The organism is Pontibacillus salicampi, from assembly GCF_042434395.1.
Taxonomy (GTDB): Bacteria; Bacillota; Bacilli; order Bacillales; family BH030062; genus Pontibacillus; species Pontibacillus salicampi.
Map to the genome: position 1 here is coordinate 86469 of NZ_JBHLTP010000003.1, position 21154 is coordinate 107622.

General features: G+C 40.2%; 17 protein-coding genes. 14 read left to right on the forward strand and 3 right to left on the reverse strand.

All coding sequences use genetic code 11. The features are described from left to right. Positions 1–95 precede the first annotated feature (95 nt). Positions 96–614: a sporulation membrane protein YtrI gene (gene ytrI / locus ACFFGV_RS01890; RefSeq protein ID WP_377344876.1), complete on the reverse strand. Its 519-nt coding sequence runs from the start codon at positions 612–614 to the stop codon at positions 96–98. Beyond that, entirely contained in the window at positions 614–946 is a 333-nt protein-coding gene (gene ytrH / locus ACFFGV_RS01895) for a sporulation membrane protein YtrH (protein ID WP_377345838.1), read from the reverse strand. The genes ytrI and ytrH overlap by 1 nt, the downstream gene beginning before the upstream one ends. Before the next feature lie 174 nt (positions 947–1120). Between ytrH and dnaE the strand changes: the two genes are divergently transcribed. The 8 genes from dnaE (at position 1121) to ACFFGV_RS01935 (ending at position 12233) form a co-directional block, all read left to right on the forward strand. Then, on the forward strand, positions 1121–4462 hold the full coding sequence (gene dnaE / locus ACFFGV_RS01900; protein WP_377344877.1) for a DNA polymerase III subunit alpha: 3342 nt from the start codon (positions 1121–1123) through the stop codon (positions 4460–4462). 196 nt (positions 4463–4658) lie between these two features. Beyond that, positions 4659–5867: an NADP-dependent malic enzyme gene (gene ystJ / locus ACFFGV_RS01905; protein ID WP_377345839.1), complete on the forward strand. Its 1209-nt coding sequence runs from the start codon at positions 4659–4661 to the stop codon at positions 5865–5867. 44 nt (positions 5868–5911) lie between these two features. Next, positions 5912–6535, forward strand: a complete 624-nt coding sequence (locus ACFFGV_RS01910; RefSeq protein ID WP_377344878.1) for a FadR/GntR family transcriptional regulator — start codon at positions 5912–5914, stop codon at positions 6533–6535. Between the two features lie 91 nt (positions 6536–6626). Continuing rightward, positions 6627–7481 (forward strand): acetyl-CoA carboxylase, carboxyltransferase subunit beta, encoded by an 855-nt coding sequence (gene accD / locus ACFFGV_RS01915; RefSeq protein WP_377344879.1) that lies wholly within the window; start codon positions 6627–6629, stop codon positions 7479–7481. Positions 7482–7483: 2 nt separating this feature from the next. Further along, the gene (accA, locus tag ACFFGV_RS01920; protein ID WP_377344880.1) at positions 7484–8446 is read left to right on the forward strand and encodes an acetyl-CoA carboxylase carboxyl transferase subunit alpha; all 963 of its coding nucleotides are present in this window, start codon (positions 7484–7486) and stop codon (positions 8444–8446) included. 374 nt (positions 8447–8820) lie between these two features. Then, complete coding sequence (gene pfkA, locus ACFFGV_RS01925; protein ID WP_377344881.1) at positions 8821–9780, forward strand: 6-phosphofructokinase; 960 nt, start codon at positions 8821–8823, stop codon at positions 9778–9780. Between the two features lie 82 nt (positions 9781–9862). After that, positions 9863–11623 (forward strand): pyruvate kinase, encoded by a 1761-nt coding sequence (gene pyk / locus ACFFGV_RS01930; RefSeq protein WP_377344882.1) that lies wholly within the window; start codon positions 9863–9865, stop codon positions 11621–11623. 217 nt (positions 11624–11840) lie between these two features. Next, positions 11841–12233 (forward strand): FxsA family protein, encoded by a 393-nt coding sequence (locus tag ACFFGV_RS01935; RefSeq protein ID WP_377344883.1) that lies wholly within the window; start codon positions 11841–11843, stop codon positions 12231–12233. Positions 12234–12285: 52 nt separating this feature from the next. Here the strand turns inward: ACFFGV_RS01935 and ytvI are convergent, their stop codons facing one another. After that, the gene (gene ytvI / locus ACFFGV_RS01940; RefSeq protein ID WP_377344884.1) at positions 12286–13422 is read right to left on the reverse strand and encodes a sporulation integral membrane protein YtvI; all 1137 of its coding nucleotides are present in this window, start codon (positions 13420–13422) and stop codon (positions 12286–12288) included. A gap of 732 nt (positions 13423–14154) precedes the next feature. Here ytvI and citZ point away from each other — a divergent pair. The 6 genes from citZ (at position 14155) to pnpS (ending at position 20969) form a co-directional block, all read left to right on the forward strand. Beyond that, positions 14155–15270 carry a citrate synthase gene (gene citZ / locus ACFFGV_RS01945; protein WP_377344885.1) on the forward strand — a complete coding sequence of 372 codons (1116 nt, stop codon included), beginning with the start codon at positions 14155–14157 and terminating at the stop codon, positions 15268–15270. 117 nt (positions 15271–15387) lie between these two features. Then, complete coding sequence (icd, locus tag ACFFGV_RS01950; protein ID WP_377344886.1) at positions 15388–16659, forward strand: NADP-dependent isocitrate dehydrogenase; 1272 nt, start codon at positions 15388–15390, stop codon at positions 16657–16659. Between the two features lie 30 nt (positions 16660–16689). Further along, a complete protein-coding gene (gene mdh / locus ACFFGV_RS01955) occupies positions 16690–17628 on the forward strand; it encodes a malate dehydrogenase (RefSeq protein WP_377344887.1) in 939 nt (312 codons plus the stop codon). Positions 17629–17715: 87 nt separating this feature from the next. Beyond that, on the forward strand, positions 17716–18192 hold the full coding sequence (locus ACFFGV_RS01960) for a MaoC/PaaZ C-terminal domain-containing protein (RefSeq protein WP_377344888.1): 477 nt from the start codon (positions 17716–17718) through the stop codon (positions 18190–18192). Positions 18193–18514: 322 nt separating this feature from the next. Next, complete coding sequence (locus tag ACFFGV_RS01965; RefSeq protein WP_377344889.1) at positions 18515–19225, forward strand: response regulator transcription factor; 711 nt, start codon at positions 18515–18517, stop codon at positions 19223–19225. Next, complete coding sequence (gene pnpS / locus ACFFGV_RS01970; RefSeq protein ID WP_377344890.1) at positions 19218–20969, forward strand: two-component system histidine kinase PnpS; 1752 nt, start codon at positions 19218–19220, stop codon at positions 20967–20969. The genes ACFFGV_RS01965 and pnpS overlap by 8 nt, the downstream gene beginning before the upstream one ends. The last annotated feature ends 185 nt before the right edge of the window (positions 20970–21154 follow it).

A 21154-nucleotide genomic window follows, 5' to 3' on the forward strand; every position in this document is an offset into this window, starting at 1 on the left:
CCACTTTCGTAGAAGATCTTTAACCTAATTTTATTGTATCCAAGGTTTAGCAAAAATGCTATCGTTTTCATAATTATTCACATATTGTTCAATTGTTACCCTGGAACAGGAACAATACGGATGGTGATGGAAACATTTTGGGATATGAGCAGTCTTTCTACTTTCATTTCATATTTTAAGTCATCTACCTTATATGTTCTGGCCTCAATGGCACGATAGATTAAACTGGCATTATCATACAAAGAATTCGTATCCTGTCCAATTAAGTCAGGTGTCTGCTCCTTCACAAGCCTTCTAAGGTTGAACACAGTCAATTTATCAATAGAGTGCTGCTCAATTAGTTTCTTCTCATTAGAAAATTGAATATCTACTGCATGCACCTGGATAATATCTTTTTGTTTCTTATTTAATTCTTCTTTATCTTGAATAAGCATTTCATTTGTTGATTCTAAATCCCTAATCTTCTCATGTAGTTCTAGGTTTTTCTCTATCCAGTTTTCTACATAGGTTCCGTACATAAACAAAAAGCATGCATAGGCTATAATTCCCCCAATAAACACCCCTGCTAAAAAACGCTGCCAATCCCTTCTCTTATAATATGGAGGGATATGCATTACGTGATTTCCTCCTGAATTAGCCATTCTATAATAAGCAGTGCTGTCTGTACGCCACCCATAGCGGCTATTATACATACAATCTGCTTGAACATATCCACGGTTGAACCAGCATATAACCCTTTTTCAAAATTAGTAATAGCATCAAATGTGCCGCCAATGGCCGCTACGATAGCCCAAATGCGTAAACTTTTTGCTAAGCGATTTATATACGTAAAAGGAGCTTCTCCCGCTGCAAATGCACCAATGCTTCCAATTAATGTTCCACCAATCATGACACCAAGAGCAATAAAATAATATTGAAATATCGTTGCAAAAAAGCGTTCCTCCATCATGGTTTCGCTCCTTATAGTTTGTCCAGCTTTCCTTACTATCATCTTATGGGGGAAAAATGCTGCCTATGACAGTGAATCGTCTATTAGTGATAATGGGAGCTGGTGTACTTTTGTTCTGCTTCCGTTGTAAGCTATAATAGAAGAGAATTTAATGATGAGGCGGGAATAGGTATGGATTTTGTTCATTTACAGGTGAGAAGCGGCTATAGCTTTATGAAAAGCACCAATACTATCCGTAAGCTCGTCCAAAGAGCAAAGGAGTTAGACTATACGTCCCTTGCTTTAACTGATGAGCTGGTTATGCATGGAGCTGTAGAATTTTATCAGACCTGTAAAGAGTATGGCGTAAAACCAATAATAGGCTTGACCGTGCCTGTTATTGTAAACGAACAAGAAACAAATGACTTAGTGTTACTAGCAAAGAATATACATGGGTATCAGAATTTATTAGCGCTAAGCAGTTTACTACAGATGGAAGAACGGGCATTAACGATGGATGTTCTTTCATCCTATACGGAGCATTGTTTTGCTATTTTACCAATTTTTAAATCCCATATAGAAGCTAGTCTTCTACATAATGATAAGGATGCTTTAGTGAGTGGGATAAACAGCTGGTATGAAGCTATCGATAAAGACTCCTTCTATTTAGGAATTGAAGATCATGGGCTAGAGGAGGAGAGAAGACTTCATGTAGCATTGGAGCCTTATATGGCGGAGGGCAAGCTGCCTCTCGTTGCATTAAATGATGTGAGGTACCTGCACGAACAAGATGCTCTCGTTTATGATTGTATGCAAAGTATTCGGTTGAACAAGCGTTGGTCCCAAACGATAGAGGATACATCTATGAAGCAGCGTCACCTGCGAAGCAAAGAAGAGATGGCTGTTCTGTTTGAGGATTGGGCGTCTTCCTCCCTGTACAATGCTGGTAATATTGCTGGTGCTTGTAATGTAGAGCTCTCCTTCCATCAAATGATGCTGCCAGCGTACCCTGTTCCGGAAAATGGGAAATCAGACGATTACCTGGAGCAACTTTGCCGAAAGGGAATGGAACGTCGGTTCGGTGCCCCATCAAAGGAAGTACGGGACAGACTTGCTTATGAGTTACAGGTCATTCAATCAATGCAATTTAGCGATTATTTCCTGATTGTGTGGGATTTTATCGCCTATGCAAAAAGAAATGGGATTACAACGGGTCCTGGAAGAGGGTCAGCTGCTGGTTCATTAGTAGCTTATTTACTAGGTATTACGGACGTGGACCCTGTTCATTACGATTTATTATTTGAGCGTTTTTTAAACCCTGAGCGTATATCTATGCCTGATATTGATATTGATTTTGCTGATGTGAAACGGGATAGAGTCATTCAATATGTGACAGACAAATATGGGGCCGATCATGTCGCACAAATCATTACATTCGGTACCTTTGGCGCCCGCTCGGTAATAAGAGAGTTAACGAAGGTAATGAGTGTCGACCAACAGGAAACCAATTACCTAATGAGATTTATTCCTCAGTCCACTACACAATCAATAGTAGAAATTGTGCAGCAATCCTCAGATCTTAAGCAATACATTCAACAATCCCAAACGTTAAGAACACTATTTAAGATTGCGACTAAAATAGAAGGGTTGCCACGCCATGCTTCTACTCACGCAGCTGGAGTCGTTATTAGTCAGTCTCCCCTTCAGCGGCACGTCCCGCTGACAGAAGGGCATGAGGGAGTACCGCTGACTCAGTATGCAATGAATGATTTAGAAGCTATTGGCCTGTTGAAGATGGATTTTCTTGGGCTAAGGAATTTGACACTAATCGAGCGTATTGTAAAAAGTATTTATGAGAAGGAAGGAACGAGCCCCTCGTTCCAAGGGAAAGAAATGGCCGATGAGAAAGCCTTTGCCCTGTTACGAAGCGGGAGAACAACGGGTGTGTTTCAGCTAGAGTCGAAAGGGATGCGGGATGTATTAGAACAGCTAAAACCAACCCATTTTGAGGATATCGTAGCTGTAAATGCTTTGTATCGACCAGGTCCTATGGAATATATTCCAACTTATATTAAAAGAAAGCATGGTAAAGAAGCGGTTTCCTATCCACACGAGGATTTAGAGCCAATTCTTAAGAAAACGTATGGGGTACTTGTATATCAGGAACAAATTATGCAGATTGCCAATCGTGTCGCAGGATTTTCTCTAGGACAAGCAGATTTACTAAGACGAGCTGTAAGTAAGAAAGAGCTGGACACTATGAACCAGCAAAAGCAGGCTTTTATAGAAGGCTGTATTCAAAACGGCTACGCTCAGGAAGTAGCAGAAGAACTATTTCAATGGATTGTTCGCTTCTCCAATTATGGTTTTAACCGTAGCCATGCAGTTGCTTACAGTGTTATATCTTATCAATTAGCGTATTTAAAGGCGCGTTACCCAGCCCATTTTATGTCGGAGCTAATGAGTTCTGTTTCAAATGACAAATTGCATGGTTTTATTAGAGAAACGCAGGAATTAGGGATAGAAGTCTTCCCTCCTTCTATCAATAACAGCTTCGCCAAGTTCACAGTTGAAAATCACGGAATTAGAATGGGTCTTTCTACCATAAAAGGGGTTGGGAAAAACGCTATACAAAGTATTTTAGAGGCAAGAAAAGAGAAAGAGTTTTCCAGTATATTCGATTTTTGCAGGCGTGTCCCTTTACACATCATCAATCGTTCTATATTGGAGGCACTTGTGTTAGCTGGTGCATTTGATGAAACCTTTAGCAATCGATCATCCTTACTAGCAAGCATTCAGCAAGCAATGGAGCAGGGCGAGTTATTCAGCGATATGGGTGGACAGGAATCCTTCTTTAGTACGGATATTGAGCTGGATGCCCATTATGTTTCAGCCGAACCATTTGACCAATTAAAGAAACTATCCTTAGAAAAAGAGGTAATGGGTTTTTATGTCTCTTCTCACCCGTTAGCAACCTTCAGAGAGCAATTACGTCAGTCAGGCTTTCTTTCCTTACAAAACGTTCTCTCTTCGGAGCGAAAGAAGCGGTTAAAAGCTGCCGTAGTTATTCAAGAGGTAAAAACTATTAGAACAAAGAGAGGAGATCCAATGGCTTTTCTCACCATTAGTGATGAAAGGACAGAAATGGATGCTGTTCTATTTCCGGATGCCTTTCGTGATATCCGTAGATGGCTATCAGAAGAAATGCTAGTATTTATTGAAGGAAGAACAGAGGAGCGAAATGGGAATCCTCAATGGATTGTAGAACAAATGAGACCATTTCAGCAGGAAGAATTACAGCCGATGTCACACCAACGCCTCTTTATTCGTGTTTCAAAAGAGAAGAAGGAGGAATTATTAGCTCATGTGAAAGCTATAGCCGAGCGCTTTCCAGGAGAGGTACCCATGATCATCCATATTGCTGAAACGAAAGAAACCTTCCAATTAAGTTCTCAATATGCGGTAGAACCTAATAGAGATGCTTTGGAGAATATAAGTATGCTAGCTGGTAAAGATAATGTAGTATTGAAATAATCCGTTCATGAATCCTCCTCACGGGAATTAGTAGAAGATATTTCTTGCTCCAGGACCGCTGCATTCTATACTTTACATGGAAAAGCCATTTGTTATAATGAAGTAGATTAGTGGTCAGACCAATTTACAAGAAATTATTGTTGAGATATAAAAGGAGCGGGTATCGTTGTCAAAATTACGTGAAGAGGCACTACACATGCATCGAGTCCATAAAGGAAAGCTTGCGACCCATTCTAAAGTTCCAGTTCGGAACAAGGAGGACTTAAGCTTAGCTTATTCTCCAGGAGTTGCGGAGCCTTGTAAGGAAATATATGAACATAAAGAAACGGTATATGATTACACAATGAAGGGAAACATGGTTGCAGTCGTAAGTGATGGTTCAGCTGTGCTTGGATTGGGCAATATTGGAGCGGAAGCCTCTTTACCAGTAATGGAAGGAAAAGCTGCGTTATTTAAGAGCTTTGCAGGAGTAGATGCTTTTCCAATCTGTCTTAGTACCAATGATATAGATGAAATTGTAAATACAGTTAAGCTGATGGAGCCTACCTTTGGCGGGGTGAACCTGGAAGATATAGCCGCACCTAATTGCTTCATCATTGAGGATAGGCTTAAGAAGGAAACCAGTATTCCTATCTTTCATGACGATCAGCACGGAACAGCTATCGTAACGGTAGCGGCGCTGATGAACGCCTTGAAACTGTCTGAAAAGAAATGGTCAGACATTAAAGTAGTAGCTAATGGTGCGGGCGCAGCCGGTATTGCAATTATTAAGCTGTTGTATCATTTCGGTGTACGTGACATTATCATGTGTGACTCAAAGGGTGCCATTTTCGAGGGACGCAGCTATGGAATGAATGATGTGAAGGATGAAATTGCTCAGATTACGAATAAGGATCGGCAGGAAGGTTCCATGGAGGAAATGCTTGAAGGTGCAGATGTATTTATCGGTGTTTCTGTGGGTGGACTATTGTCGAAGGAAATGGTTCATAACATGAGTGATAATCCAATCATATTCGCAATGGCTAATCCAGAGCCAGAAATTATGCCATCGGATGCTAAGGATGCGGGAGCAAGTGTGATTGGTACGGGGCGCTCTGACTTTCCAAATCAGGTAAATAATGTGCTAGCCTTCCCTGGTATATTCCGTGGAGCTCTTGATGTGAGAGCAACGAGAATTAATGAAAAGATGAAAATTGCAGCAGCTGAGGCTATTGCGTCGCTTGTAGGTGAAGAGGAATTAAGTGCAGATTATGTTATTCCAGAGCCTTTTGATCCCCGCGTAGCACCTGCAGTAGCAGCAAGTGTTGCCAGAGCTGCAATGGAATCCGGGGTAGCTCGACACCATGTTGACCCTGAACAAGTAGCAGAAAAGACTAGACAGTTAGCCTTAATAGACGAATCATGATGTAAATTTATTTCATGGATTTGTTAAAGGAGTGATCCTAATCCGTGACATTGCCATCTAAATCAAAGGTCTATGAAGAGGTATTAAAGGAAATACGTCATTTTATTGAAGATCAAGGACTGTCACCTGGTGATAAGCTTCCCTCTGAGCGCGAGCTAGCCGACCGTCTTCAAGCTGGCCGTTCCTCAGTAAGGGAAGCTTTACGTGCTATGGAGCTGTTAGGCCTGATTGAAACAAGAAGAGGCGAAGGTACATTCCTTAGCTCATATCGTCCTTATCACATGGTAGAGATACTATCCGCATTTATTCTTCAAGAGGCAAAAACAAAAGAGAATTTAAAAACAACAAAGCAATTAATTGAGCGGGAAGCGGCTAAGCTAGCTGTATCTCAATTAGATCAAGATGATTTCCAATCGTTGCGTATGAAAATAGAGCAATTTGAGCCTGGAGTGGAGACCTTTCACTTTGATTTCTTTTTCATTATTTTCCGCTCGATTGAGAATCAGCTATTAATGAAAATATGGAGGCTGATGGAGGAATTCTCTAGAACCTTCCATAAACCAGTGTATGATATTCAAATGTACAAACAAATCATACATGCATTGGAGAACAAGCAAGTAGATAGATTAGATGCATTATGTGCTAATTTATATGTAGATACAGAATAAAAAGAATGCAGACAGTATTCTACAACATTTTTATTCAGAATTAGCTAAAGTAGATAGACAGGCTCGATTTGTTTTAAAGGAGGAATCCCCCTTGCTTAAAGACTTTTTTAGCAAGAAGAAAAAATATGCATCCATACCAAGGGAAGAAGCCAAACAGGATATTCCTGAGGGATTAATGCAAAAGTGCCCTTCATGTCATAAAATCTTTTATCGCAAAGAGCTGGATAAGAATTTGAATGTCTGCCCTAACTGTGAATTTCACCATCAAATGCCGGCCTATGAAAGAATTGAGAGCCTGTTTGATGAGGGAAGTTTTGAAGAATGGGATCAAGGCATGATTTCGGAGAATCCTCTTGGATTTCCTGAATACGAAGAGAAGCTGGAAAAGGACCGGAAGAAAACAGGTCTTAATGAAGCTGTTGTAACCGGAAAAGGGACAATCGATGGAGTAGAAACAGCGTGTGCTATTATGGATTCTCGTTTCCGCATGGGAAGCATGGGGTCTGTCGTCGGTGAAAAAATAGCTAATGCTATTGAACATGCTAAAGACCTTCACATTCCTTTTGTGATTTTTACAGCAAGCGGTGGTGCTCGTATGCAAGAGGGTGTACTCAGCCTGATGCAAATGACAAAAACCTCTGTAGCGATAAAGCGGCATAGTGAAGCAGGACAGCTATTGATTTCTGTCATGACACACCCTACAACAGGTGGTGTATCAGCAAGCTTTGCCTCTATTGGCGATTATAACTTCGCTGAACCTGGAGCATTAATTGGATTTGCTGGTCGTCGTATTATTGAACAAACTATACGAGAGGAATTACCAGAGGATTTCCAAACAGCTGAATTTCTATTGAAGCATGGCCAACTAGACCAAGTAATTCCCAGACATGAGATGAAGGATGTTCTTTCCACTCTGTTAGACCTTCACCAGGGAGGGACACAATAACTATGAAAAACAAACAGATTTTGGAATTTGAGAAGCCTGTAATAGAACTTCGTGAGAAAATTGCTGAGCTAAAAAAGTTCACCACTGAGAGTGATGTGGATTTAACGGATGAAATAAAAACATTAGAAAACCGATTAGCAAGAGTAGAGGAAGACGTATATGACAACATGAAACCTTGGGACCGAGTTCAAATGGCTCGTCATAGTGAACGACCTACTACACTTGACTATATCGATGAAATATTTACGAACTTTTTAGAATTCCATGGTGATCGTCTTTATGGAGATGATGAAGCAATTGTGGCTGGTGTGGCCAAATTTCAAGGCCAGCCGATTACTATAGTGGGTCACCAGCGCGGGAAAGATACGAAAGAGAACATTCGTCGTAACTTTGGGATGCCTCATCCGGAAGGGTATCGAAAAGCTCTTCGACATATGAAGCAGGCTGAAAAATTTGGCCGCCCCATCGTATGCTTTATTGATACAAAAGGTGCTTATCCTGGAAAGGCGGCCGAAGAGCGTGGACAAAGTGAGGCTATAGCAAGGAACCTGATGGAAATGTCAGGACTTGTTGTGCCTGTCATTTGCGTCGTAATTGGAGAAGGAGGAAGTGGGGGAGCATTAGGCTTAGGCGTAGGAGATAAAATCTATATGCTCGAGAATTCTACTTACTCTGTTATTTCGCCAGAAGGGGCAGCAGCCTTGTTATGGAAAGATTCTGGACAGGCTCAAAAGGCAGCAGAAACGATGATGATTACTTCCTACGACCTACAGAAGCTAGGTGTTATTGATGATATTATTCCAGAGGTACGTGGTGGAGCACATCGTGATGTTGAAGAGCAAGCGAAAAATATAGAAGCATACATTTCCAATTCACTAAAGGAATTGAAAGATTTATCGAAAGAAGAATTACTTGAGAAAAGATGGGAAAAATATAAACAAATTGGTTCTTATACAACAACCTAGCCTATACAGCTAGGTTGTTAGAGCCTTTACTTACAAGTCAAATCCCCCTGGAGAGACGCGACTTCTCGTCTCACAAGGGGATTTGATTTGTGACAATGGCAGCAAGTGTTCTTTCCCAGAAAAGATAAAGGGTTTACTAATTAGAAAAAAATATAGCATTATTGGGAACGATTAGGAAGAAAAGAATGCATATAGCATTAGGTAATGGTAATAAAAAGAAATAAAACGATTACATAGTTGTTTTCTGAACATTTCTGAAGTTGAAACTTTTGCCGATTCGCTCTTTATGGTTGTCAAAAGAGGTGTTTAGCATTATCTTTGAATGGGGAGACAACTAAATGAGATGAAGATACCGTAAAACGAGGTGATGAGGGATGAAGAAAATTGGCGTACTTACCAGTGGTGGAGATGCACCTGGAATGAATGCAGCCATTCGTTCCGTAGTGCGTAAATGTATCTACCATAATGTTGAAGTCTATGGTATATATCATGGATATCAAGGACTTATTGATGGACATATTGAAAAAATGGAGCTCGGCTCAGTTGGTGACATTATTCAACGGGGCGGCACGATGCTGTACACTGCACGTTGTCCGGAATTTAAAACTGAAGAAGGTCGCGGTAAGGCTATAGAACAGTTAAATAAGCATGGAATTGAAGGCTTAGTAGTAATCGGTGGAGATGGTTCCTTTATGGGAGCTAAGAAACTGACGGAATTAGGCTATCCATGTGTTGGAGTTCCTGGAACGATTGATAATGATATCCCTGCTACAGATTTTACAATCGGTTTTGATACAGCATTAAATACAGTAATTGAAGCAATTGATAAAATCCGAGATACGGCAACATCTCATGAACGAACATATGTGATTGAAGTTATGGGAAGAAATGCTGGTGACATTGCTTTATGGGCAGGTCTTGCTGATGGAGCGGAGACCATCCTGATACCAGAAGTAGATGAGGATTTTGATAATATTGTGGATCGTCTAAAGCGCGGACATGAACGCGGGAAAAAACACAGTATTATTATTGTTGCAGAAGGTGTCGGATCAGGCTTTGAATTTGGTCAACGCATTCAGGATGCAACGGACTTAGAAACCCGCGTCACTGTATTAGGTCACACGCAGCGGGGTGGGTCACCTACAGCCTTTGACAGAGTACTTGCCAGCCGTCTAGGTGCGGAAGCAGTCGATTTATTGCTGCAAGGTAAAGCAGGGCGCATGGTAGGTATTCAAAACAACCAACTTGTGAACCATGACATTATTGAAGCGTTAGATACTAAGCATGAGCTCGATTTAGGCATGTATAAGCTATCGAAGGAACTTTCTATATAAAAATAAACATCCTCATAACTGTGGGAACGTTCTCAGTTTGATTTGATATAAGAAAGTAAGATTAGAGGAGGATATCATTAAGATGAAAAAAACAAAAATTGTATGTACGATTGGACCTGCTTCAGAGTCTGTAGAAACATTAGTAGAGCTAATTAATAATGGGATGAATGTTGCACGCCTCAACTTCTCTCATGGCGACTTTGAAGAGCATGGCCAGCGTATTAAGAATATCCGTGAAGCTTCTCGTCAAACAGGCCAAACCGTAGGAATTCTCTTGGACACGAAAGGTCCTGAGATTCGGACTGGCACTCTTAAGGACGGGGAAGTTTACCTGGAAAAAGGATCTATTACGCATGTTACTATGGATGAAATTGAAGGAGATGCAGAACGTTTTTCTGTAACGTATCCTGGGCTAATTGATGATGTTCATGTAGGCGGCAAAATTCTTTTAGATGACGGGTTAGTAGAGCTAGAAGTATTGGAAGTTCTAAAGAGCCAGAATGAAATAAAAACTCGCGTCTTGAATAATGGACCTTTGAAAAATAAAAAAGGCGTAAACGTTCCAAATGTAAGTGTCAGTTTACCTGGTATTACGGACAAAGATGCTAATGATATAATTTTTGGTATCGAACAGGATATCGATTTTATTGCTGCGTCCTTCGTCCGCCGTGCCACTGATGTGCTTGAAATTCGTGAGCTTCTAGAGAAGCACGACGCGACCCATATTCAAATCATTCCTAAGATTGAAAATCAGGAAGGCGTAGACAATATTAAGGAAATTCTAGAGGTAAGTGACGGACTAATGGTAGCCCGTGGCGACCTTGGTGTGGAAATTCCGGCAGAAGAAGTACCTCTTGTACAGAAGGATTTAATTCGTCAGTGTAACACAGCCGGCAAGCCAGTCATCACTGCAACGCAAATGCTGGATTCTATGCAGCGGAACCCGCGCCCGACAAGAGCGGAAGCTAGTGACGTGGCAAACGCCATTTTTGACGGAACAGATGCGATTATGCTTAGTGGGGAAACAGCAGCTGGAGAATATCCAGTAGAAGCTGTTACAACTATGTTTAATATTGCCCTGCGTGCTGAGTCTGCACTCGACCATCAAATTATCTTAAGCAATCGTTCTCGCACTAGTGATATGACAATAACAGATGCTATTAGCCAATCGGTAACGCATACTGCTATGAACCTAAATGTGACGGCTATTTTAGCTCCTACAGAAAGTGGGCATACAGCACGCATGATTTCTAAGTATCGCCCACAGGCACCGCTTGTGGCTGTTACATTCAACGAGCGTGTAAATAGAATGCTAACTCTTGTATGGGGCGTTCAAGCAGTTATGGGTGAAGCCTCTGAAACAACGGATGATATGCTATCTGTCGCAATTGACAGTGGTCTAAAGACTGGCGTATTTAACCGTGGCGATCGTGTGATTATCACTGCAGGAGTGCCGGTTGGTGAAAGTGGAACAACGAACATCATGAAGGTACACGTAGTAGGTGATGTATTGGCAAAAGGACAAGGAATTGGTAAAAAATCAGCCTTTGGCAATGCAACTGTAGCTAAATCTGCTGAAGAAGCGAATGAGAATATAAATGAAGGCGACATCCTGGTAACAATTAGTACGGATAAGGATATGATGCCTGCAATTGAAAAAGCGAGCGGATTAGTTACTGAAGAAGGCGGTTTGACTTCTCATGCAGCAGTAGTTGGGCTTAGCCTCGGTATTCCTGTTGTAGTGGGAGTGAAAGAAGCAACTACACTTATCCAGGATGCAGGAGAAATTACAATTGATGCGTCCCGTGGCGATATTTATGAAGGTCACGCAAGTGTATTATAAACGATTGTAAAAAGAAGGGGTGCTAAGCCTCTTCTTTTTTTGGTGTGTTCTGCCCTTAGTTCCTCTTTCAATAGTGCGCTCTATCTGGGTTATATGAAGTGGTCTCCTTTCTTATTTCTTTGCGTCTGCAGGATGTTGCTCTTCTATTCGCGTGCAGGTCATCTTTCATGTATAATACAAGTACAAGATTAAGTATGGAATTGAAAGGAAGATGGATTTGTTTCGCTGGTTATTGCTATTTATTTTAATCGTACCAGCTTTAGAAATAGGTGTTTTGGTATGGGCAGGCAATTGGATTGGACCATGGTGGGTAATCCTGCTTATAATAGCAACAGGTATTTTAGGTGCATTTCTAGCTAAGCAGCAAGGGTTAGAAACGCTGCGAAAAGCACAAGACAATATGCGAATGGGCATTCTGCCGCAAGAAGAAATATTTGATGGAATCTGTATATTAATTGGGGCTGTAGTGCTACTAACCCCCGGTTTTATTACAGACGCTATTGGGTTCACCCTTCTTTTACCATATTCCCGTCAGCCTATTAAGCGCGGGCTTCAGAAAGTGGTAAAACGAATGATGGAAAGTGGTAGAATAACTGTTTTTAGAAGATAAAGAAAAAGAGGGTGTCCCTTATTCCATTAGGGGCACCCTCTTTCCTTTGCAGTTACTTTGATGTTCTCTCTGGTCCCATAATAAAGTGCCATATTTCATGAAGCACTCCGGTTTGGTATAGAGTTTTTACAATTACTAATGTGACTGGGCCTATAATTAACCCAAGAAACCCAAATATTTGATAGCCTACAAATAGGGAAACCAAGGTTGCTAAAGGGTCTAAGTCAATATTAGTTGAAAGTACCTTCGGCTCCATCATTTGTCTTTGGATAATAACGATAATGTATAGTATGGATAAGCCTATCGTTAAGAAGTAATTCCCTGTAAAGAACATATAGATAATCCAAGGAACAAAGATAAGTCCAGTTCCGAGATACGGTAGTAAATCCACTGCACCTGTTATAATTGCAATGGTAACGGCATAATCGACTCGCATAATGAGTAGTCCAGCTAAAACAATGAGAGCCGTAATAGAGATTAGGGTCAGTTGGGCCTTCATAAACCCAAATAGAGCCTTCTGGAGGCCGCGAAATACATTTCCTCCAGAATTCTTTACACGTTCTGGAGTAATTTCATCTACCTTTTTGCTCCAACGATACCAGTCCTTGCTTATAAAGAAGGTGCCAAGCAGGGAAAATAGTAAGACCGTTGCTAAATTTGGCAGTTGGGTAATAGTATCTGGAAGCCACCTCAACAATCCCTCAAGTATAGCTGCTCCACTGGCAGCAATAGTTTCTCCAATATTCTCTATTTGTTTAATAATTTGTTGCTGCTGGCTAGGGTCTAAATCGTTTAAAAGAGATGTTAGTCTATCGTATATAGGTATTAACTGTGAGGTAAAGAAATCCTCTATATAATTTACCAAGTCGGTAAAATGCTCTGGTATCTTCTCTGATAAGTATCTAGTTCCGGCAATAAGCTCTACTATCAAAAGTGTTATAGCTCCGATAATAATAGCTAGAATCACAATAATGGATAATAGAACTGCAATGGCTCTAGGGAGCCTGGTCCTGCTTTCTAATACATTGACTAGTGGGTTAATAGCAAAGGCAATCACAATAGCTATTAGAAATGGATATGTATAGCGTGCTAAATAAATAAACAGATAGAAACCTACGAAAATAATTAACGCTACAAAAAAGAATCGAGCTATTCTCCAAAAATATAGCCAGAATTTATCCATGTCCATAAAAGCTATCTCCTCCTTACTACATGTACTTCTATTATATAATAGTAAACTCCTTTGTATGTTGGTTGACACTTTATTATTTACATGGTTTTCCTATTATAAACGAATGGTTATTCGGTGTAGATATTTCAGTATAGGCTCTTTTTTTGAAAGACATTTTGACATAATAGCTATCCTATAAGTAGAACATTTCCTGAGTAGAGTTGTCTGGACTGGGAATACTCTATACCCAAACGACGCGGTTCTTCGTTGCTTACAGGTCTTATTTTACTCCAAACAATGGTACGGCCCATTCACTAATAAAACTAATGTCATCCAATTCTTTCCCGAGCATTCCTTTAAGGAAATCTGCTTACCGTTGATATTGGTTTGAAACAGATTCTTAAAAAATTGCCAATTTTAGGTTTAAATCGTTGGAAAGAGTGAAAAATTTTAATAGAGATGTGAAGGATAAGGGTATTGTGCAGCTTATGTCCCTCCCATTATTGTTCATTAACCAACCTATATAGGCAAAGATGCTAAAAACAATATATAGATCCTATAATAGTTTGAATATTTAGAAAGATAGAAAATGTGAATAATTTAAACGGTTTCAATTCACAAAAATCTGATATTTGTTTATAATTGTAATTGGGGGACAATACCTGAAAAAATTTTAATAGGCCGATAAAGCGTTTTCTTCCGTAAGAAGATGCGCTTAAGTGGAATTTATCGTAAAAAGGAGAGAGGTTCATGACAGTAACTAGAGGACTTGAAGGTATTATTGCAACAGAATCTTCTATTAGTTCTATTATTGATGACCAGCTAACCTATGTTGGTTACGATATTGATGATTTAGCACAAAATTCTAGTTTCGAAGAGGTAATCTACCTTCTTTGGAATAAGAAATTACCTAACGAGACCGAGCTTAATCAATTTAAAAGCTCTTTAGCACAAGAAATGACACTTCCCCAGGCTGTTATTAATCATTTACAGTCGTATGATTTAAGTACAGTTCATCCAATGGCGGCACTACGCTCAGCTGTTTCCATTTTAGGGTTGTATGATGAGGAAGCTGATACCATTGAAGAATCAGCAAACAATCGTAAGGCCATTCGTATTCAGGCTAAAATTTCCTCCATTGTTACAGCCTTTGGCCGGATTCGTAAAGGATTAGATCCTATCCAGCCCAAGCAAGAATATAGCTATGCAGCTAACTTCCTATACATGTTAAATGGAGAGGAACCAAAGGATCTTGAAGTAGAAGCGTTTAACAAAGCTCTTGTGCTTCATGCAGACCATGAATTAAATGCGTCTACATTCACAGCTCGCGTGTGTGTAGCAACCCTCTCTGATATATACAGCGGTATTACAGCTGCAATTGGAGCCTTGAAAGGGCCACTGCACGGGGGAGCGAACGAGCGTGTGATGAGCATGCTTACCGAAATCGGTGAGGAAGATAAAGCCATCGATTATATAAATGAAAAACTGGAGAATAAAGAGAAGATTATGGGAATGGGCCACCGAGTGTATGAGCAAGGTGATCCTAGAGCGAAGCACCTTAGAGAAATGTCTAAGGAGTTAACTAAAATTACAGGTAATTCGAAATGGTATAATATGTCTGTGAAAATTGAAGAGCATATTAAAGAACACAAGGGTCTACCTGCAAACGTGGACTTTTACTCTGCTTCTGTCTACCATAGTCTGGGCATCGATCATGATCTATTCACACCAATTTTTGCAGTAAGCCGTGTGTCTGGATGGATAGCACATATTCTGGAACAATATGAAAACAATCGTCTCATACGCCCGCGTGCTGAATATGTAGGACCGAAAAAACAACAGTACACTCCAATGGAACAAAGGTAATAAAGGAGGGGGGCTCAGTCATCTTCTGAGTCTGTCCCATTTATCTTTTAGTGTTTATGTCGTATGATAATATTGTATTGCAACAATTTTAAAGATTTGTACTAGGAGGTATGAACATTGTCAAAAGGTGAAAAAATTACAGTAGAAAACGGTGTTATGAACGTACCAAACCACGCTATTATCCCATTTATTGAAGGGGACGGAATTGGTCCAGATATTTGGGCTTCCGCTAGCAGAGTTATTGAAGCAGCAGTGGAAAAGGCATACGGGGATACAAAAAGTATTGAATGGAAAGAAGTGTACGCTGGCCAAAAAGCATACGATAAAACTGGCGAATGGCTTCCGAATGAAACGTTGGATACAATTCGTGATTACAAAATTGCAATTAAAGGACCACTAACAACACCTATCGGTGGCGGAATTCGTTCTTTAAACGTAGCGCTTCGACAAGAGCTTGATTTGTTTACATGTCTTCGTCCAGTTCGCTGGTTCCAGGGTGTGCCATCTCCTGTTAAGCATCCTGAAGACACTGATATGGTTATTTTCCGTGAAAATACAGAAGATATCTATGCTGGTATTGAATGGGAGCAAGGAACACCGGAAGCTAAAAAGGTTATTGATTTCCTTCAAGAAGAGATGGGTGTACATAACATTCGCTTCCCTGAGACTTCAGGAATTGGTGTTAAGCCAATATCTGAAGAGGGGACAAAGCGTTTAGTTCGATCTGCAATTGAATACGCACTTCGTGAAAACCGCGAAAACGTTACGCTTGTTCATAAAGGGAACATTATGAAGTTTACAGAAGGTTCCTTTAAAGCATGGGGATATGATGTAGCTGAACAGGAGTTTGGCGACAAGGTTTTCACTTGGAGGCAGTATGACGAGATTGTAGAAAAAGAAGGTAAAGAAGCTGCTAATAAGGCTGAAGATGAAGCAAAAGCCGAAGGTAAGATTGTTGTCAAAGACGCTATCGCTGACATCTTCTTACAGCAGATTTTACTTCGTCCTAAAGAGTTTGATGTAGTGGCGACGATGAACTTAAATGGTGATTATATTTCAGATGCATTAGCTGCACAGGTAGGTGGAATTGGAATCGCCCCTGGAGCTAACATTAACTTTGAAACAGGACACGCTATCTTTGAAGCTACCCATGGAACAGCACCTAAGTATGCTGGTCAGGACAAAGTCAATCCTTCTTCTGTTATTCTATCTGCCGTGTTAATGCTTGAGCATTTAGAATGGAGAGAAGCAGCTGACCTAATCGCAAAATCTATGGATAAAACTATCGGAAACAAAACAGTAACGTACGACTTTGCTCGTCAAATGGACGAAGCAACAGAAGTGAAGTGCTCTGAATTTGGTGACGCACTCATTCAAAACATGGATTAATAATAGTAAGCAGAGAAAGGTGGACAACCAATGGCTATTTCAAGAAGAAAAGTATCCGTTATAGGGGCTGGGTTTACTGGTGCTACTACGGCACTGATGATTGCACAAAAAGAGTTAGCGGATGTTGTGTTAGTAGATATTCCTGATCAGGAAAAACCAACGCAGGGGAAAGCTCTCGATATGTTGGAGGCGAGCCCTGTACAAGGATTCGATTCTAATATTGTTGGTACATCTAACTATGAAGATACGGCAGGATCAGACCTTGTGATTATTACTGCAGGCATAGCAAGAAAGCCTGGAATGAGTCGTGATGATTTGGTGGCTACCAACTCTAAAATTATGAAGAGTGTAACTCAGCAAATTGTTTCACATTCACCGGAAACAACCATTTTAGTGCTGACAAATCCAGTTGATGCCATGACATATAGCGTGTATAAGGAATCTGGTTTCCCTAAACACCGTGTAATCGGCCAGAGCGGAGTTCTGGATACAGCCCGTTTCCGCACGTTTATTGCTCAAGAGCTAAACCTATCTGTTAAGGATATCACAGGATTTGTATTAGGCGGACACGGTGATGATATGGTACCTCTTATCCGTTATTCCTATGCTGGAGGCATTCCGTTAGAGAAATTAATCTCTCCTGAACGTTTAGAAGAGATTGTAGAGCGTACTCGTAAAGGTGGAGGAGAAATAGTAGGATTACTAGGCAATGGTAGTGCTTATTACGCCCCTGCGGCATCCTTGACAGAAATGGCAGAAGCTATTCTGAAGGATCAGCGTCGCGTACTTCCTGCTATTGCTTACCTCCAGGGAGAGTATGGGTACGAGGATATATATCTAGGCGTCCCTACTATCATTGGAGGGAATGGAATTGAAGATATTATCGAGCTTGATCTTACGGAAGAAGAGAAAGCGCAATTAGATAAATCAGCAGATTCTGTTAAAAACGTAATGAAAGTAGTAGAATAAGCTTAATAAGGTTAGAAAAGCTCGGTAAGGTACCGAGCTTTTCTTTCCACAAAAAAGAAAACGCTTTCAAAAAAAGGGGATGATTACATGCTAGGAAAAAAGAGAAAGCTAGGGAAAAAGCTGAAAGAAATTAAGCTTGGAAATTCCTACACAACTACTCACAAGATTGAGGATAGAGATTTGTTGTTGTATCTTGGTCTTACTGATGATGCAAATCCACTTTATATTCAGCACGATTATGCGTCAGAAACTCCTTTCAAACGTCCAGTCGTTCCCCCAGTAATGATATATGGAATAATAACTTCTGCCATCTCCATGCATCTCCCTGGACCAGGATCCCATATTATTGATCAATCTATTCAATATCCTAATCCGGTTCACCATTATGCAGAAGTGACGATTCATTTGGAGGTAACTTCCATTCAAGAAGAAGAACACACGATTACGGTTCATGTACGTGGAGCAGATGACCAGTCGAAGGTGATTGTCGAAGGAACTGTAACTGTATGTCCTGCGTACGAGCCGGAATCTATGAATGCAAAATCACTGGAGAACTTTTATTAGGAAGTTCTAATATGCGTAATAATCTAATTCCTCTATGCTGTCCTTAGCATAGGGGGTTTTTTATTTGGTAAAATGAAGAAGCGTAGGAAGTGCGTGACAGGTATAATTACATATCTGTTTGATAGAGAATAGAAAGGAAAGAGTATTAAACAAATCCTTTATATAGAGGAAGAGTTTGGTGAAATCAACTGTTTATATTAAGGTGAAGAAAATTCTATGTAAAATTATTGTTAACATCGTAGCCTTTTGTTAGTTATATCTTTTGAAATATTAATCTTCATTGTATGATGTAAATAGAAATTGAACTGAGGTGTGATCGAAGATGGCTCAACATATATTGATAGTGGATGATGAAGAATCAATCGTAACGTTATTGAAATACAATATCGAACAAGCAGGCTTTACAACCGATGTGGCTTACACAGGAAGTGAAGCATTGGATAAAGCTAGTAAACAATCCTTTGATTTAATTGTATTAGATGTAATGCTTCCAGAAATGGATGGCATGGAAGTGTGTAAACAGATGAGGCAAACACAGGTACAGACCCCTATTCTTATGCTGACTGCTAAGGATGATGAATTTGATAAAGTATTAGGCTTGGAGCTAGGGGCAGATGACTATTTAACTAAACCATTCAGTCCGAGAGAAGTGGTAGCTCGTATCAAAGCCATTTTACGACGTGTCTCCTACCGTTCTCCTGATGAGGACCAGGAAAGTGAAAGCTATAAAATAGCCGATCTTATGGTTTATCCAGAGCAATATGAAGCAACTGTCAAAGGAGCAGGGCTAATCTTAACCCCTAAAGAATTTGAATTGCTCTTGTATCTGACTAAGAATAAAGGGCGCGTCCTTTCTCGAGATCAATTGTTGAGTGCCGTATGGAATTATGATTTTGTCGGTGATACTCGTATTGTAGATGTGCATATTAGTCATCTAAGAGAGAAAATTGAACCCGATACGAAAAAGCCAGTTTATATTAAAACTATCCGTGGATTAGGGTATAAAATGGAGGATCCAACAAAGGATGCGTAAACATGATACACGCCCTTTTTTAAGTTATTCCATTTTGGCGATTATTCTTATGTTAGGGCTAGGGCTTGTATTAGCGCAGTTAACAAAGAATTTTGTAGTTGATATCATCGAAGATAGGATTAAAAATGATGCACGTTATTTAGTAGAAGTTGTTGACTCTGCTGAAGATGTAGAACAGCTGAGAAGTATGAGTGAACAGCTGGATATTGGGTTGATTTATAGAAATGACGGAGATATTGTTTTAGATACCACCGACGATATACTAGAACCTACTCCAAAAGAGGCGAATAATATTGACTCTTTTTTGTCCAGCTTAAATGAGCAGGAGGGTAAATACAGCAAAGGCCACATTCGTGACCATATGTTTTATTATCCGTTTCAGGCGAGTACCAATGAGAATTTAACAGGAACACTAGTAATGGTCATCAAGGTGCAATCCTTAACGAATATAACAAAAAATATCTGGTTAATTATTGGAATAACTGTTCTAATAGGTATTATGGTCATGGCTACCTTGGGTAGAAGTATTTTTGAGAAGTATATTAAGCCTATTCGATCAGCAGCAAGAGTGGCTGATGAACTGGCACAAGGAAATTACCGGGCAAGAACATATGAAGGTAACTTTGGGGAAGCAGCCCAGCTCACTACATCTATTAATGTATTAGCACGCAATCTGCAAGAAATGACAATGGTACAAGAAATGCAAAAGGATAGGCTGGAAGCAGTTATTAATAACATGGGTAATGGACTCGTCCTTATTGATGAAAAGGGGTATGTCCACCTAGTTAATAGGGCTTTTATTGAAAGCTTTGGCGGGGAGTATAACGATTACCTCGGGCATTTATATTATCATGCCATTGAGGAAGAAGAGATTCATAAGGCTGTAAAGGAAGTCTTTATGACAGAGGATCGTGTCCGCCATTCCTTCATCCGTCGTTTGCAAATTGAGCGTCGCTTTCTGGAGGTTCTCGGAGCACCAATCATTAACGAATCTAATGAATGGAAAGGTGTAGTGCTTGTGTTCCACGATATAACGGAACTCAAGAATTTGGAGCAGATGCGCAAGGATTTCGTTGCAAATGTGTCTCATGAATTGAAAACACCAATCACCTCCATTAGAGGCTTCTCGGAGACGCTATTAGATGGTGCTATGCAGGACGATGCTTTAAGGGAGCAATTCATAAAAATAATTCTAAAAGAAAGTCAGCGTCTTCAGTCGCTAATTCACGATCTACTGGAACTTTCTAAGCTTGAGAAGGAAGAATTTGAATTAAATATCGAGCAAGTATCCGTGAAGGATCTAATCCAGGATATCATTCCCATTGTAGAACATCAGGCTGAAGAGAAGGACATTAAGCTCCATCAAGAACTGCAGAGCGATACTATCATTGATGGGGACTCGGCCCGTTTAAAACAAGTCGTCATTAATCTTGTAACGAACGCCATTAATTATACACCTAGTAATGGGGATGTCACCGTTACATTGGAGAAGCATTTCGATAAAGTTAAAATAACTGTCTCAGACAGTGGAGTAGGTATCCCGGAGGAGGATATTCCACGAATATTTGAACGGTTTTATCGTGTAGACAAAGCGAGAAGTCGTAACTCTGGCGGGACAGGACTAGGGTTAGCCATTGTAAAACATATTGTGGAAGGGCATCATGGTAGTATTGAAGTAGAAAGCGCTCATCAGGAGGGTACAACGTTCCGGATCTATTTACCTGAAAAATTTACAAAAAGTTAATACTACATTAATTTATCTTTTATAGACTGTTGCTATAGTATAAATTGAAACCCTTTCATCCAAGGCGTTTTAATGGTGACGGAGGCCAATCCCGCTTCCGTCCTTTTTTCATTAACATTAGCATACTTAGAAGGTAACTCATTCTGCATAGAGTGAGCTATCGTACTGGACTCCTGGCACACAAT